Annotated in this window: 13 protein-coding genes; 8 read left to right on the forward strand and 5 right to left on the reverse strand. The window is 65.0% G+C overall.

Annotation, left to right across the window (positions count from 1 at the left end):
• Window positions 1-12 precede the first annotated feature (12 nt).
• Window positions 13-222 carry a DUF4170 domain-containing protein gene (locus tag ACWAT4_RS32225; RefSeq protein ID WP_008137787.1) on the reverse strand — a complete coding sequence of 70 codons (210 nt, stop codon included), beginning with the start codon at window positions 220-222 and terminating at the stop codon, window positions 13-15.
• Between the two features lie 30 nt (window positions 223-252).
• A complete protein-coding gene (locus ACWAT4_RS32230) occupies window positions 253-1,887 on the reverse strand; it encodes an isocitrate lyase (RefSeq protein WP_449728993.1) in 1,635 nt (544 codons plus the stop codon).
• 229 nt (window positions 1,888-2,116) lie between these two features.
• Here ACWAT4_RS32230 and ACWAT4_RS32235 point away from each other — a divergent pair, with 229 nt between their 5' ends.
• The gene (locus ACWAT4_RS32235) at window positions 2,117-3,562 is read left to right on the forward strand and encodes a helix-turn-helix domain-containing protein (protein ID WP_449728994.1); all 1,446 of its coding nucleotides are present in this window, start codon (window positions 2,117-2,119) and stop codon (window positions 3,560-3,562) included.
• A 184-nt stretch (window positions 3,563-3,746) separates the two neighbouring features.
• Here the strand turns inward: ACWAT4_RS32235 and ACWAT4_RS32240 are convergent, their stop codons facing one another.
• Complete coding sequence (locus ACWAT4_RS32240) at window positions 3,747-4,040, reverse strand: antibiotic biosynthesis monooxygenase (RefSeq protein ID WP_027575542.1); 294 nt, start codon at window positions 4,038-4,040, stop codon at window positions 3,747-3,749.
• A 227-nt stretch (window positions 4,041-4,267) separates the two neighbouring features.
• Here ACWAT4_RS32240 and ACWAT4_RS32245 point away from each other — a divergent pair, with 227 nt between their 5' ends.
• Window positions 4,268-5,077 carry a hypothetical protein gene (locus ACWAT4_RS32245; RefSeq protein WP_212297509.1) on the forward strand — a complete coding sequence of 270 codons (810 nt, stop codon included), beginning with the start codon at window positions 4,268-4,270 and terminating at the stop codon, window positions 5,075-5,077.
• Window positions 5,078-5,253: 176 nt separating this feature from the next.
• The gene (locus tag ACWAT4_RS32250; RefSeq protein ID WP_212297508.1) at window positions 5,254-5,613 is read left to right on the forward strand and encodes a hypothetical protein; all 360 of its coding nucleotides are present in this window, start codon (window positions 5,254-5,256) and stop codon (window positions 5,611-5,613) included.
• A gap of 164 nt (window positions 5,614-5,777) precedes the next feature.
• On the opposite strand, the gene ACWAT4_RS32255 is transcribed toward ACWAT4_RS32250, so the two are convergent.
• Entirely contained in the window at window positions 5,778-6,419 is a 642-nt protein-coding gene (locus tag ACWAT4_RS32255; protein WP_212297507.1) for a tetratricopeptide repeat protein, read from the reverse strand.
• A 134-nt stretch (window positions 6,420-6,553) separates the two neighbouring features.
• Window positions 6,554-7,507 (reverse strand): zinc metalloprotease HtpX, encoded by a 954-nt coding sequence (gene htpX, locus ACWAT4_RS32260; RefSeq protein WP_449728995.1) that lies wholly within the window; start codon window positions 7,505-7,507, stop codon window positions 6,554-6,556.
• Between the two features lie 365 nt (window positions 7,508-7,872).
• Between htpX and ACWAT4_RS32265 the strand changes: the two genes are divergently transcribed.
• The 5 genes from ACWAT4_RS32265 (at window position 7,873) to ACWAT4_RS32285 (ending at window position 14,389) form a co-directional block, all read left to right on the forward strand.
• Entirely contained in the window at window positions 7,873-9,138 is a 1,266-nt protein-coding gene (locus ACWAT4_RS32265) for an HlyD family secretion protein (protein WP_449728996.1), read from the forward strand.
• A complete protein-coding gene (locus tag ACWAT4_RS32270; RefSeq protein ID WP_449728997.1) occupies window positions 9,135-11,075 on the forward strand; it encodes a glycosyltransferase in 1,941 nt (646 codons plus the stop codon). The genes ACWAT4_RS32265 and ACWAT4_RS32270 overlap by 4 nt, the downstream gene beginning before the upstream one ends.
• Before the next feature lie 100 nt (window positions 11,076-11,175).
• The gene (locus tag ACWAT4_RS32275) at window positions 11,176-12,480 is read left to right on the forward strand and encodes a lytic murein transglycosylase (RefSeq protein WP_449728998.1); all 1,305 of its coding nucleotides are present in this window, start codon (window positions 11,176-11,178) and stop codon (window positions 12,478-12,480) included.
• Window positions 12,481-12,604: 124 nt separating this feature from the next.
• Complete coding sequence (locus tag ACWAT4_RS32280) at window positions 12,605-13,108, forward strand: DUF1993 domain-containing protein (RefSeq protein ID WP_212447339.1); 504 nt, start codon at window positions 12,605-12,607, stop codon at window positions 13,106-13,108.
• A 180-nt stretch (window positions 13,109-13,288) separates the two neighbouring features.
• On the forward strand, window positions 13,289-14,389 hold the full coding sequence (locus ACWAT4_RS32285; RefSeq protein WP_212428047.1) for an alkene reductase: 1,101 nt from the start codon (window positions 13,289-13,291) through the stop codon (window positions 14,387-14,389).
• Window positions 14,390-14,474 lie beyond the last annotated feature (85 nt).

Genomic DNA, 14,474 nt, shown 5'->3' on the forward strand with positions numbered 1-14,474 from the left:
GTCAGCTGGCCGTCAGGCCGAGACCCGCGACGGCTCTTCCACGATCGAGAAGCGGACGCCGGCCTTGTGGCGGTTCTCTTCCGAAACCGAGCGCCAGGCATCTTCGGCTTCCTTGCGGGTCTTGAACGGACCCTGCACCTGGGCCGAGCCTTCGACGAGCTTGTGGAAGTTCATCGAGCCGAACTCGCCGCCGATCACCCAGAAATTGCTGCCTTTGGTCATTGTCAGTCTCCTGTCGAGGTGCGTGATTCGTTAGCCGAACTGGTTCATCGTGTTGTGCGCGCCGCCCGCCTTGAGGGCCGCTTCACCCGCGAAGTATTCCTTGTGGTCGTCGCCGATGTCGGATCCGGCCATGTTCTGGTGCTTGGCGCAGGCGATGCCCTGACGGATCTCCTGGCGCTGCACGTTCTTGACGTAGCCGAGCATGCCCTGCTCGCCGAAATACTCCTTGGCGAGGTTGTCGGTGGACAGCGCAGCCGTGTGGTAGGTCGGCAGCGTGATCAGGTGGTGGAAGATGCCGGCACGCTTGGCCGAATCCGCCTGGAAGGTGCGGATGCGCTCGTCGGCTTCAAGCGCCAGCGGCGTATCGTCATATTCCGGCTTCATCAGATCGGCGCGGTTGTACTTCGAGACGTCCTTGCCGGCTTCCTTCATCGCGTCGTAGACCTGCCAACGGAAGTTGATGGTCCAGTTGAACGAGGGCGAGTTGTTGTAGGCGAGCTTGGCGTTCGGGATGACCTCGCGAATGCGGTCGACCATCTTGGCGATCTGCTCGATATGCGGCTTCTCGGTCTCGATCCACAGGAGGTCAGCGCCGTTCTGCAGCGAGGTGATGCTGTCGAGCACACAGCGGTCTTCGCCCGTGCCCGGACGGAACTGGTAGAGGTTCGAGGGCAGCCGCTTCGGGCGCATCATCTTGCCGTTGCGGTTGAGGATGACGTCGCCGTTGCGGGCGTTCTCTGCGGTGACTTCCTCGCAATCGAGGAAGCTGTTGTACTGGTCGCCGATGTCGCCCGGCTTGTGGCTGACGGCGATCTGCTGCGTCAGGCCGGCGCCGAGCGAATCGGTGCGGGTGACGATGACGCCGTCTTCAACGCCGAGCTCGAGGAAGGCGTGGCGGCAGGCGCGGATCTTCGCGATGAACACCTCGTGCGGCACGGTGACCTTGCCGTCCTGGTGACCGCACTGCTTCTCGTCGGAGACCTGGTTCTCGATCTGCAGCGCGCAGGCGCCCGCCTCGATCATCTTCTTGGCGAGCAGATAGGTCGCCTCGGCGTTGCCGAAGCCGGCGTCGATGTCGGCGATGACGGGCACGACGTGGGTCTGGAAGTTGTCGATCTTCGCGATCAACTCCTTCTCGCGGGCCGCGTCGCCTTCCTTGCGCGCCTTGTCGAGGAGACGGAAGATGTCGTTCAGCTCGCGGGAGTCCGCCTGGCGGAGGAAGGTGTAGAGCTCCTCGATCAGCGCCGGCACCGAGGTCTTCTCGTGCATCGACTGGTCGGGCAGCGGTCCGAACTGGGAGCGCAGCGCCGCGATCATCCAGCCCGAGAGGTAGAGATAGGTGCGATCGGTCTTGCCGCCGAAATGCTTCTTGACCGAGATCAGCTTCTGCTGGGCGATGAAGCCGTGCCAGCAACCCAGCGACTGGGTGTACTTGGTCGGGTCCTTGTCATAGGCGGCCATGTCGGCCCGCATCAGCGCCGCGGTGTAGCGGGCGACGTCGAGGCCGGTCTTGAAACGGTTCTGCAGGCGCATGCGCGCGACGGCCTCGGCCGACACTCCGTTCCAGGTCGGCTGTGACTTGAGGAGCGCCTGGGCCGCGTCGATCTCGCTCTGATACGAGGCCGGGCCCTGGAGGGTGCTGATGCCGCGGGGCTGGTAGTTCATCTGCCTGATCCTTTTCGCTGACGATGGCGATGGCGAGCCATCGACATTCTTGACACTGCATTGCGGAATGCGTGTCAGAGCTAAACGCGAAAACAGAAACTTCGTATAGATGGCTTGTTTCTTATTGGTGATGTCATGTAACATCAGAACATGTAACAGATGTTATTTTGTAAAAAATGTAAAAATATAGGTCAACCAAACTGTCCTTGATGCATATGGAGATCTGAAAATGGCCGCTGAGTCCGGGAAAAAGCTGTTCGTCGGCCCGCGCTTCCGGCGGATCCGGCAGCAATTGGGACTGTCGCAGACCCAGATCGCCGAGGGGCTCGGGATCTCGCCGAGCTATGTCAATCTGATCGAGCGGAACCAGCGGCCGGTGACCGCGCAGATCCTGCTGCGGCTGGCCGAGACCTACGACCTCGATCTGCGCGATCTCGCAACCGCCGACGAGGACCGTTTCTTCGCCGAGCTGAACGAGATCTTCTCCGATCCGCTGTTCCGGCAGATCGACGTTCCCAAGCAGGAGCTGCGCGACCTCGCCGAGCTCTGTCCCGGCGTCACCCATGCGCTGCAACGGCTCTATGCCGCCTACACCGAGGCCCGTCAGGGCGAGACGCTGGCGGCCGCGCAGATGGCCGACCGCGATGTCGGCACGCGCTACGAGACCAATCCGGTCGAGCGCGTGCGCGAGCTGATCGAGGCCAATCGCAATTATTTTCCGGAGCTCGAACAGGCCGCAGAAGCCCTGCGTGACGAGCTGAACGTGCCGGCCGAAGGCCTCTATGCCGCCCTCGCTGCGCGTCTGCGCGAGAAGCATTCGGTCCAGACCCGCATCATGCCGGTGGACGTGATGCGCGAGACGCTCAGGCGCTTCGACCGCCACCGCCGCCAGCTGCTGATCTCCGAGTTGGTCGACCCGCCGGGCCGCGCCTTTCAGCTCGCCTTCCAGCTCGGGCTTGGCGAATGCGCGCAAGCCCTGGAGACCATCATCGGCCGCGCCGGGCCGCTTGACGATGCGCCGCGCCGGCTGTTCCGCATCACGCTCGGCAACTACTTTGCCGCTGCGGTGATGATGCCCTATCCGGCCTTCCTCGCCGCCGCCGAGGCGCTCAATTACGACATTCACGTGCTGGCGCAGCGCTTCAATTCCGGCTTCGAGCAGGTCTGCCACCGCCTCACCACGCTGCAACGGCCGAACGCCCGCGGCATTCCGTTCTTCCTCTTGCGCGTCGACAATGCCGGCAACGTCTCGAAGCGGTTTTCGTCCGGCACCTTCCCGTTCTCGAAATTCGGCGGCACCTGCCCGCTGTGGAACGTGCACTCGACTTTCGACACGCCGGATCGCCTGCTCAAGCAGGTGATCGAGCTCTCCGACGGCACGCGCTACTTCTCGATCGCGCAGATGGTGCGCCGCCCGGTCGCGCCGCATCCGCTGCCGCAGCCGCGCTTCGCCATCGGCCTCGGCTGCGAGATCCGCCACGCCGCGCGCCTGACCTACGCCGCCGGCATGGACCTCGATAAGACGGAAGGCACGCCGATCGGCGTCAACTGCCGGCTCTGCGAACGCGAAAACTGCGCCCAGCGCGCCGAGCCGCCGATCACGCGCACGCTGATCCTGGACGAGACGACGCGGCGGGTGAGCTCGTTCGCGTTCTCGAACGCGAGGGAGTTGTGAGCGGGCGCGCGTCTGCGCATCGGCGGAAGGCCCCGCTCCGCACACAACTGTCATTCCCCGCGAAGGCGGGGAATGCAGTACGCCGCAGCCCGTCGGCTCCATCACCGCTGTCACGGAGTATTGGATCGCCCGCCTTCGCGGGCGATGACAGCGGAGAATGAGGCGTGACTGACCTGCTCACCCCCTACGCCAGCGTATGCACGATCACCGGCCCCGCCGCCGCGCTTGCGTGGCCTGCGAGCAGCGGCCCCAGATCCTTCTCGATCCAGGCGATGGCGCGCTTGTTCGCCTCCTCGGCCTGCTCGAACTTGTCGAAGATGGAGATCGCGGTCACCGTATCGTCGCCGGCATAGACAACGTAATAGGCCCTGAAGCCGTCGACATCGCTGATGATCGGAACGGCGCCGTCCTTGATGCGGCGCGCCAGTTCTTCAGCGCTCCCGCTCTTCGCCTTGGCCTGACGGATGGCGGCATACATGGCATCCTCCCTTCCGGCTCCTGATGTAGGGCTTTGTGCCCGGTGGCATGTTACGCCGAAGCGGCCGGCCGATCTACGGCTTGGTTAACCCTGCCCTAATCCGCCTCCGCGATCTGCAACCAGGGATTAAGCACGCTTCAACATCGGCGCCTTAGTCTCGCCTCACTCACTTTTCGCAAACAAGGGCAGCCTATCCTGCCGCGTGAAGTGACATCAGGGGGTTCATCATGCGCATTGCGTTGCTGCTGACCGCGACCATTGTCGGGGCGCTGTTCGCCAATCCGTCCAACGCCGGCCCGCTCGACGCTGCGTCCGCCGATGCGGCAAAGCTGCCGCCGGGCTTCCAGAGCTACCGCGGCTACATGTTCGACGTGTCGGAAAATTCCGACCGCAAGGACGTCGACAAGCTCACCGACAATCTGAAACAGCAGATCGACGTCGTCGAAGGCGCCGGATTCTCCCCGCGCGTGCTGCGCTTCTTCCATACCGTGCCGATCATCGCGAGCGAGCTTGCCTGCCTCGACGAGGGCGCCGCTACCGCGTGCTACGGCCGGGTCACGCCGGACATCCAGCGCAGCACGCCCCGCACGCTGACGGTGTGGGACCACGACAAGCAGCGCTGGACCAACCCGAACGCCGTCGACCTCGCGGTCGATTCCGGGCTTGGCGTGATCATGGTCCGGCCGGACATGATGCGCTACGAGAAAGAGGCCGTGCTGCTCCACGAGATGCTGCACGCCTATCACGCGCGGCTGCTGCCGGACGGCTACGCCAACAAGGGCGTGATCGGCTACTACGCTTATGCCAAGTCCAAGGACTTCCTGCCCAAGGAAGCCTACGCCCTGAAGAACCACATGGAGTTCTTTGCCGTGACCGCCAGCATCTTCCTGTCCGGCAAGAGCGAATTCCACGATCCCAAGACCCGCGAAGCGCTCAAGGAAAAGATGCCGGACTATTACAAATATCTCGTCGGCGTGTTCGGCTTCGACCCCGATCCGGCAGCCGCGTCGAGCGGACCCGTCGCCTCGCTGAAATAAGGCACACGCAGCGCTGCTGCGCCAAGCCAACGCCAAAAGCCGCGCGAAATGCGCGGCTTTTTCTGTTTTGGCAAGCGGAAGCTGCGGATGACGGCCCGGCGGGAATTGCCAAGGCAGGGGCTGATCTGCATAGTCCCGCCGCATCGATTGGGACTGTTTCGAAGAGGATAGAAGACATGGCGGACGCCGACCTGGATGTCGTGATCCGGCAACTGGCCAGACAGCTGCAGACGGGCCTGATGTCCCGCGCCAAGGAGCGGCGGGATCGCTTCAACGGCCTTGCGGCCAAGGCCAAGGGCAAGGAAACCGGCACCCGCTTCAAGATGATGGCCAAGGCCACCATGGAGCAGGCCACCGCCGCCGCAAGGCGCCTGCAGATGTCCGCCGACAACGTCGCCGACAGCTACGCCCGCGCCATGCGGCTCGCCGCCAGCACACCGATCGAGGTGAAGGCTGAGAAGCCGGTGAAGGAGAAGCCGGTGAAGGACAAGCCGGCGAAGAAGGCCAAGAAGGCCAAAGCCAAGAAGGCGAAGTAGCAGCGCTTGCGCCCTTCACCTCGCCCCGCTTGCGGGGAGAGGTCGGATTGCATCGCAGATGCAATCCGGGTGAGGGGGTACAGGTCCCACTACGATCTCACGCGCGGATGGAGCCCCTCACCCCGACCCTCTCCCCGCAAGAACGGGGCGAGGGAGAACACCTCTCACCGCCGCGGTGTTGAGACCTGGGTCGGCTCGGCGTGGGAGAGCTCGGCGAGTTTTGCGCGCGCGGCATCACGAGTCCGCGCATCCTTGCCGGGAGGCAATGCCAGCGCCGCTTCGAAATCGGCGCGGGCATCGTCGGCTTGGCCGCGGGCGAGGAAAGCGAGGCCGCGATCGAGGCGGGCCTGCGCATTCGTGGGATCGAGGCGGACCGCCGTGCTGTAGCTCAGGATCGCGCGGTCGAAATCGCCCTTGGCCGCGAGCGCAAGACCACGCTCGTGATAGGGCATGGCAGGCTTAGGATCGAGCGCGATCGCTTCGTCGTAATCGGCAATCGCAAGCTCCAGCTCGCTGTTCCGCCGGTACGCCTGCGCGCGATCGCGATAGAGCGAGGCGCGGTTGGGATTAAGGTGGATGGCTTCGTTGAAATCAGCGATCGCCCGGCGGTTATCACCGTGGCGCAGCGCGATCCGTCCGCGCCCCTCATAGGCGAAGGCAATCAGGGAGCCGCGAAACGGCGAGAAGCCGATCACGGCCGAGCAGATATCGGGCTCGTCCTCGTCGCCGCAATTCACGACCGTATGCGTGGACAGGCCAATGGCCACGCCCAGGACGATCAACAGTGGCACGGCAGCTCTGGTCATCTTCGACGGCGACCGGCGAGAGCCGGCCACGCATCCCCTTTCGAAGGAATACTCTCGGTCGGCTATTAGCACCGGCCGAGCTGCCCCTCTGTGCGCCAGGTCACAAAGCCGGGCAAAATCGAATAGGCTCCTTATCAGCCCCAAGGACCACGTGCAGGACCGGAAGGACCGCGCGAGGATGAGCGGCCCCACGGGCCCTGCGGCGGATAATTCTCGTTGGCGCCGACCGACGGCGCAGCCTGCGTGCCGAGCTCGGCCGCGAGCTGGTGGAGCGCCGCGATGCGGTTCTGCGTCGAGGGATGGGTGGCGAAGAGATTGTCGACACCGTGGCCCGACAGCGGATTGATGATGAACATATGCGCGGTCGCGGGATTTCGCTCGGCCTCGGCGTTCGGCACCTGATGCGCAGCGCTCTCGATCTTCAGCAGCGCCGAGGCGAGCCACATCGGCTGACCGGCAATACGCGCGCCGAGATTGTCGGCGGCGTATTCGCGGGTGCGGCTGATCGCCATCTGCACCAGCATCGCGCCGAGCGGCGCCAGGATCATCATCAGGATCGAGCCGACGATGCCGGGACCGTTATTGTCGCGGTTGCCGCCGAAGAACATGCCGAACTGCGCCAGCATGGAGATGGCGCCCGCGATGGTCGCGGTAACGGTCATGAGCAGCGTGTCGTGATTCTTGATGTGCGCGAGTTCGTGCGCGATCACGCCGGCGAGCTCCTCGCGGCTGAGCTGACGCATCAAACCGGTGGTGACGGCGACGGCGGCGTTCTCGGGATTGCGGCCCGTCGCGAACGCGTTCGGCTGCGGCCCGTCCATCAGGAACACGCGCGGCATCGGCAGATCCGCGCGGCCCGCAAGCTCGGCAACGAGCCCGACCAGCTCCGGCGCGCTTTGACGGTCGACCTCATGGGCGCCGTACATCGAGAGCACCGCGCGATCGGAGTTCCAGTAGGTGAAGAGGTTGGTCGCGGCCGCAATGACGAGCGCGATCATGGCGCCGCTTGCTCCGCCGATCAGATAGCCCACGCCCATGAACAGGGCGGTGAGGCCTGCGAGAAGCATTGCGGTACGCAGATAATTCATGACCGTCTCCTGGGCGACCGCGGGCGAACCTCTGGCCGGCGCACCTGAAAGTATGAAGGCAGCGGGCGGCTGCAAGCCTCGTGCGTCGCCGGGCCGCAGAAGCACCGTTTACCGCCAGCCTTTCGCTGGTCATTAAATCTCGATTGGAATTTGCGCAAAAGCGCGCATGGGCGCTTAGCAACCTGGAAAGTGCAGTTTCGGCTTAATGCGCGGTAGCCGGGCACGCTGCGCGGCCCTTGCGCATTGACCGGTTCCGTTGGCCTTCCGTCCGCAAGGTGACTGCCATGGTAGACCGCTCGCGCGCCGCATCCGTCGACCCCGGATCCGCTCCCTCATCTCAAGACACGAAGACAGACGCGAAAGGCTTGCAGGAGGCGCTGCATGAGCAGCTGTTCGCCAATGACGACTCCGGCCATGCGCCCGATGCGCAGACCTCGCCGGAATCGACGCACCGCTGGCCGCATCTGCGGCGCGGCGCCAAGATCGCCATCGGACTGGGCATCATTGCCGTGTTCGGCTGGCTGCCGCTGCGCGCGATCTGGGAATATTCGAGCGTCGAGGCGGTGCTGAATTCCCGCCTCGTCACCCTGCGCACGCCGATCGGAGGACGCGTGTCGGCGGCCCAGCACGTCACCGACCAGGCGAGGCTGGACGCCGGAACCGTGCTCCTGCGCGTCGTCAATTCGCGCGGCGATCGCACCCGGCTCGACGATTTGCGCCGGCAGAAATCACGCCTGGAGAACGAGCGGCCGAGCCTCGCTGCCAAGCTTGCCTCGGCCCAATCGGCGCAAAAGGATCTGGCGCGGCAGGCCTCGCAATTCCGCGATGGGCGCGTGCTCCAGCTCGAAGCCCGCATCGCCGAGATCCAGACCTCGATCGAGGCGGCGGCCGCGCGGCGGGATGAGGCCAGCGCCGCGGTCGACCGCGCGTCATCGCTGGCGAAATCCGGCAATGTCTCGACTGTCGAGCTGGCGCGGCTGACGCGCGAGCTGTCGGTGTCGCAGCAGACCGAGCTCGGTGCGCGCAAGCGGCTGGACGCCGCAAAGGTCGAGCTTGCCGCCGCCCAGAACGGCTCGTTCCTCGGCGACAGCTATAACGACCGGCCAAGCTCCGTGCAGCGCGAGGAGGAGATGCGCCAACGTGCCAGCGACCTGGAGGCCGACCTTGCGCGCACCGACACCGAGATCGCTTGGCTCGCCAACGAGATCATCGTCGAGGAGGTCCGCTTCGCCGATCTCTCCGCGGCCAACATCACGACACCCGTCGCTGGCCGCGTCTGGGAGATGATGACCTCGCCCGGTGAAGACGTGCAGGCCGGACAGCCCCTGCTCAAGGTGCTCGATTGCAGCGGCGCCGTCATCACCGCCAATGTCACCGAGAGCGTCTACAACCGCCTGCAACTCGGCGATCGCGCCACCTTCGAGCCGAACGATGACGGCGCGCCGATCTCGGGCACCGTGGTCAATCTGACCGGCGCCGCCGGCGCCCCCGCCAACCTTGCCATCAATCCGGATGCGCTGAGCAAGGAGCCCTATCGCGTGACCGTGGCGCCGCGCGACGCCGCCTCGCACGACTGCGCGGTGGGGCGCACCGGCCGCGTCGTGTTCGCCCGGCGTGAGAGCGCCTCGTGATCGCGGCATTGACGCCCGGCCTGCTGACGCTCGGCGCCTTCATGGCGATCGGTCCGCTGCTCCAGCTCGATAGCACGAAAGCGCGCGCGTTCCTTGCAATCGTGTCGCTGGCCTTGCTGCTCCGCTATCTCCACTGGCGTATCACGGCGACGCTGCCGCCGCCGCACCTGACGGCGGATGCCGTGATCGGCTATCCCTTCATGCTGCTGGAGGCGGCCTCGCTGGTCGCCGTCACCCTCTCGCTCCTGTTCCTGAGCCGGACGATCGACCGTTCCAAGGCGGCCAGGATCGACGGCCGCGCCACCGATCCGCAGGCGCCGCTGATCGACGTCTTCATCTGCACCTACAATGAGGAGCGATCGATCCTCGAGCGCACCATCATCGGCGCGACCGGCATGGAGTACGGCAACTACCGCGTCTGGGTGCTCGACGACGGCCGCCGGCCGTGGCTGCGACGTCTGTCGGGCGAGCTCAACTGTCAGTATCTCACGCGACCCGACAACCGTCACGCCAAGGCCGGCAACATCAACCATGCACTCAGGCATGTCGGCGCGTTGCCGGAGCGGCCGGATTTCGTCGCCATTCTCGATGCGGACTTCGTGCCGCGGCCCGATTTTCTCGCGCGCACAATCTCGCTGATGGACGATGCCTCGGTCGGCGTGGTGCAGACGCCACAGCACTTCATCAATCCCGATCCGATCCAGACCAACCTCGCCGCGACCGACGTCTGGCCCGACGAGCAGCGCTTCTTCTTCGACATCCTGATGCCGGCGAAGGACGCCTGGGGTGTCGCTTTCTGCTGCGGCACGTCGTCCCTCATCCGCTATGCCGGGCTGGTGCAGATCGGCGGCTTTCCGACCGACTCGGTCACGGAAGATTATCTCGTCACGCTGCGCCTGAAGGAAATCGGCCTCACCACGATCTATCTCAACGAGCGCCTGACCATCGGCCTCGCGCCGGAGGGGCTGAAGGAATACATCACCCAGCGCGCCCGCTGGTGCCTCGGCTTCATGCAGATCATCCGCGGCCGCAGCGGGCCGCTGTCGCAAACCTCAAAACTCGCCTTCATCGACCGGCTCTCGCTGGTCGATGCCTTCATGAGCTGGGCCGCGGTCTATACGTCGAAGGTGGCTGGCCTCGTGATACCCTGGCTGTTCCTGCTGTTCGGCATCAAGGCCGTGCAGGCCGACCTCAGCGAGCTCTTGCGCTTCTTCCTGCCGTTCTATGTCTGGCACGGGCTCACCATGGCCTGGCTGTCGCGCGGCCGGTCGCTCGCCATGATGACGGATGTCTCGCAGCTCATCGCAGCGCCCGCCGTGCTCAAGGCGGTGGCGGCCGGCCTGTTGAAGCCGAAGGGGCACAAATTCAAGGTCACGGCGAAAGGCGGCGACCGCGACAGGCGATTTGTCGAATGGCCGCTGCTGCGGCTCTATGGCAGCGCTCTCGCGATCACGCTGGCGGCCATCGCCTATGCCTTCATCCTGCATCTGCGCGGCGAGAACATCGCCTATGGGGGACTGGCACTCGGCTGGAGCCTCTACAACGCGGTCATCCTCGCGGTGGTCTGCTTCGTCTGCATCGAGCAGCCGCGCAAGCGCAAGGCGGAACGCTTCGATCGCAACGAGGCTGTTCTGCTGCGCCAGGACGGCAGGTCGCACCTGGCACGGCTCGCCGACATCTCGATTACCGGCGCGCGGCTGATCGATCCCGATCCGCCGCTCCCCGGCAGCACCATCGAATGCCGCATCTACGGCCGATCGATCGCGGCGATCGTGGTCCGACACACCACGGACGGATTCGCGGTGCGTTTCGAAGAAGGCATGGATACGCGCGTGCATGCGATCCGGGCGTTCTATGCCGGCGAATATGTGCGCGCCTATCGGGGCGTCCGGGCGCTCCCGGTGGGGAAGGCGCTGCTGATGCGGCTGTTTGGCTAACTCGCATACGCGTCAGCGCGGCATGGAAAGGATGGCCTGAGGCCGTCACTTCACCTAAACTTCGGCCGAATCCACGCATGCCCTCCCCGCCGGAACCCCTATGCTCCAGACCCGATTCGCGATCGCGGCCGTCGCGCTCCTCGCCTGTACCGCCTCCGCTGCCGCCCAGCTTGCGCCGCCGCCCGCAAGGCCGGCGGCGCCGAAAGCCGTGGCCGCCCCTTCGCCGCGCGCCGCATCGTGCCACAACGGCGCGAGCTTTGATCGTTTCCTGGCGGAGCTGAAACAGCAGGCGGTTGCGGAAGGCGTCTCGCAGCGCACGATCGCGGAAGCCTCGCCCTACCTCGTCTACGACCAGGGCATCGTCAACCGCGACCGCGGCCAGCGCGTGTTCGGCCAGCTCTTCACCGAATTCGCGGGACGCATGGCGGCGCCCTATCGCATGCAGAACGGCCAGCAGCACATCAAGCAGCACGCCGCGGCGTTTGCGCGGGCCGAGAAGGAATACGGCGTGCCGCCGGCGGTCATCGCGGCGTTCTGGGGACTCGAGAGCGACTTTGGCGTCAACATGGGCAATCTGCCGACGCTAAAATCGCTGGTCTCGCTCGCCTATGACTGCCGCCGCTCGGAAATGTTCGTGAACGAGACCATCGCCGCGCTGAAGGTGATCGACCGCGGCGATCTCAGCCCTGATGAGATGATCGGCTCCTGGGCCGGCGAGCTCGGCCAGACACAATTCCTGCCGACGCATTACGTCAACTACGCCGTCGACTATGACGGCGACGGGCGGCGCGACCTCTTGCGCAGCGAGGACGACGTGATCGGCTCGACCGCGAACTACATCGCCAACGGCTTGAAGTGGCGGCGCGGCGAGCCGTGGCTGGAAGAGATCAAGGTGCCGCAGAACCTGCCATGGGATCAGACCGATCTCGGCGTGCAGCTGCCGCGCTCGAAATGGGCGCAGTTCGGCGTCACCTATCCCGATGGCCGCCCGCTGCCGAACGACAATCTCCCGGCATCCGTGCTGCTGCCGATGGGACGTTTTGGGCCGGCCTTCATGGCCTACGCCAATTTCGCGGCCTACACGGAATGGAACAACTCGCTGATCTATTCGACCACCGCGGGCTATCTCGCCTCCCGGATCGCGGGCGCAGCGCCGATGCGCAGGCCTGCCGGACAGATCGCGCAACTGCCGTTCAACGAGCTCAAGCAATTGCAGCAGCTTCTGGTCCAGGCCGGCTTCAATGTCGGCAAGGTCGATGGCGTGCTGGGCCAGCAGAGCCGCGCGGCCGTGAAGGCGATGCAGATCAAATACGGCCTGCCGGCGGATTCCTGGCCGACCGCGGAGCTTCTGGCCCGCATGCGTGGCGGGACGGCGCAGGCGCAGCCAGCGAGCGCTGTCCGCTAACGCCTCCACCAATAGAATTTTCGCGCCGCACAAGCCACTTTGGCGATTGTATTATTCCATGAGGCTCCCATGTGAGTGGCTCAGGTTTTCTCCTGAGATTTCCCACCATTTAAGCGAGCATCACATGTCCTTCTACGACGCCGTCGTCCCCGCCTACTTGCAAATGCTGAACAGCCTGACCGGCCTGCTCACGAAAGCCGAGGCGCATTGCGCGGCCAAAAAGATCGACCCGAGCGTGATGCTCGGCTCCCGCCTCTTCCCGGACATGCTGCCGCTGTCGAAGCAGATCCAGCTCGCCAGCGATTTCGCCGCCAAGGGCTGCGCCAGGCTGACCCATAGCGAGTTGCCCTCGATGCCCGACACGGAAAAGACGTTTGAGGAGCTGAAGCAGCGGCTCGCCAGGACGATCGACTACGTCAAATCATACAAGCCGGAGCAGTTCGAGGGCGCCGACACCAAGGACGTGACCTTCCCGGCGGGCCCGGACCGGACCATGACGCTCAAGGGCCAACAGTTCTTCAGCGCCGTCTCGCTGCCGAACTTCTATTTCCACGCCACGACCGCTCACGGGATCATGCGCCACAACGGCGTCGAGATCGGCAAGCGCGATTTCCTCGGCGCGAACTGATTTGCGCAATCGCACGGCCACGACAGCGAAATTGCGCTGTCGTGGCGAGAAATGCGCATGAATCATGCTGCGCGGGGCCTGCCGCGCAGCTCCGCTGCACTTTCCGTATGGCTCATCCCTTGCGCCCGATGTCGCAATGCACAAGTGTTCGGGATCTCTCACCGCCTGGAAGCATTTCCCATGAGCCGTCCGACCAAATTGTTTGAGACCTACAAGCTCGGCCCGATCACGCTGGCCAATCGCCTCGTGATGGCACCGCTGACGCGCAACCGCGCCGCGCCCGGCAGCTTCGTCCCCTCGCCGCTCGCCGCGGACTATTATGCTCAGCGCGCTTCCGCCGGCCTGCTGATCACCGAAGCGAGCCAGGTCTCGCAGCAGGGCCAAGGCTACCAGGACACACCCGGCATCTACTCGAAGGAACAGGTCGCCGGCTGGCGCAAGGTCACCGACAAGGTGCATGAGCGCGGCGGCAAGATCTTCATCCAACTCTGGCATGTCGGCCGCATCTCGCATGTCGACCTCCAGGCGGGTGGTGCAGCCCCAGTGGCGCCAAGCGCGATCCGCGCCAAGGGCAAGACCTTCGTCAACGGCGGCTTCGCCGACGTCTCCGAGCCGCGTGCGCTCGAGCTCTCCGAAATTCCCGGGATCATCGACGACTTCAAGCGCGCGACGAAGAACGCGCTGGAAGCCGGTTTCGACGGCGTCGAGATCCACGGTGCCAACGGCTATCTGCTCGACCAGTTCGCCAAGGACGGCGCCAACAAGCGCACTGATGCCTATGGCGGCGGAATCGAGAACCGCGCAAAGCTGATGCTGGAAGTCTCCAAGGCCGTCGTGGCCGAAGCCGGCGCCGAGCGCACCGGCATCCGCATCTCGCCGGTGACGCCCGCCAACGACATCGCGGATTCCAATCCGCAGGCGCTGTTCGATCACATCACCGACGGCCTCAACGCCTTGAAGCTCGTCTATCTCCACGTCGTCGAAGGCGCCACCGGCGGCCCGCGCGACTTCGCGCCGTTCGACTATGCGAGCCTGCGCAAGCGCTTCTCCGGCGCCTACATCGCCAACAACGGCTACGATTTCGACCTCGCGACCAAGGTGCTGGATGCAAACGCGGCCGATCTGATCGCCTTCGGCAAGCCGTTCATCTCCAACCCCGACCTCGTCGAGCGGCTGAAGAAGGGCGCGGCCCTGAACGATTGGGACAAGAACACGTTCTACGGCGGCGGCGCCAAGGGCTACACGGATTACCCGACGCTGGCGGCCGAGCCGGCGGAGTAAGCTTCTTCTCTCTCTCCCCGCAAGCGGGGAGAGGCGAAGAAAAAAAGGCCGGGATTGCTCCCGGCCTTTCGCCGTTATGAGGCGT

The sequence above is a fragment of the Bradyrhizobium sp. T-1 genome (genome assembly GCF_053592855.1).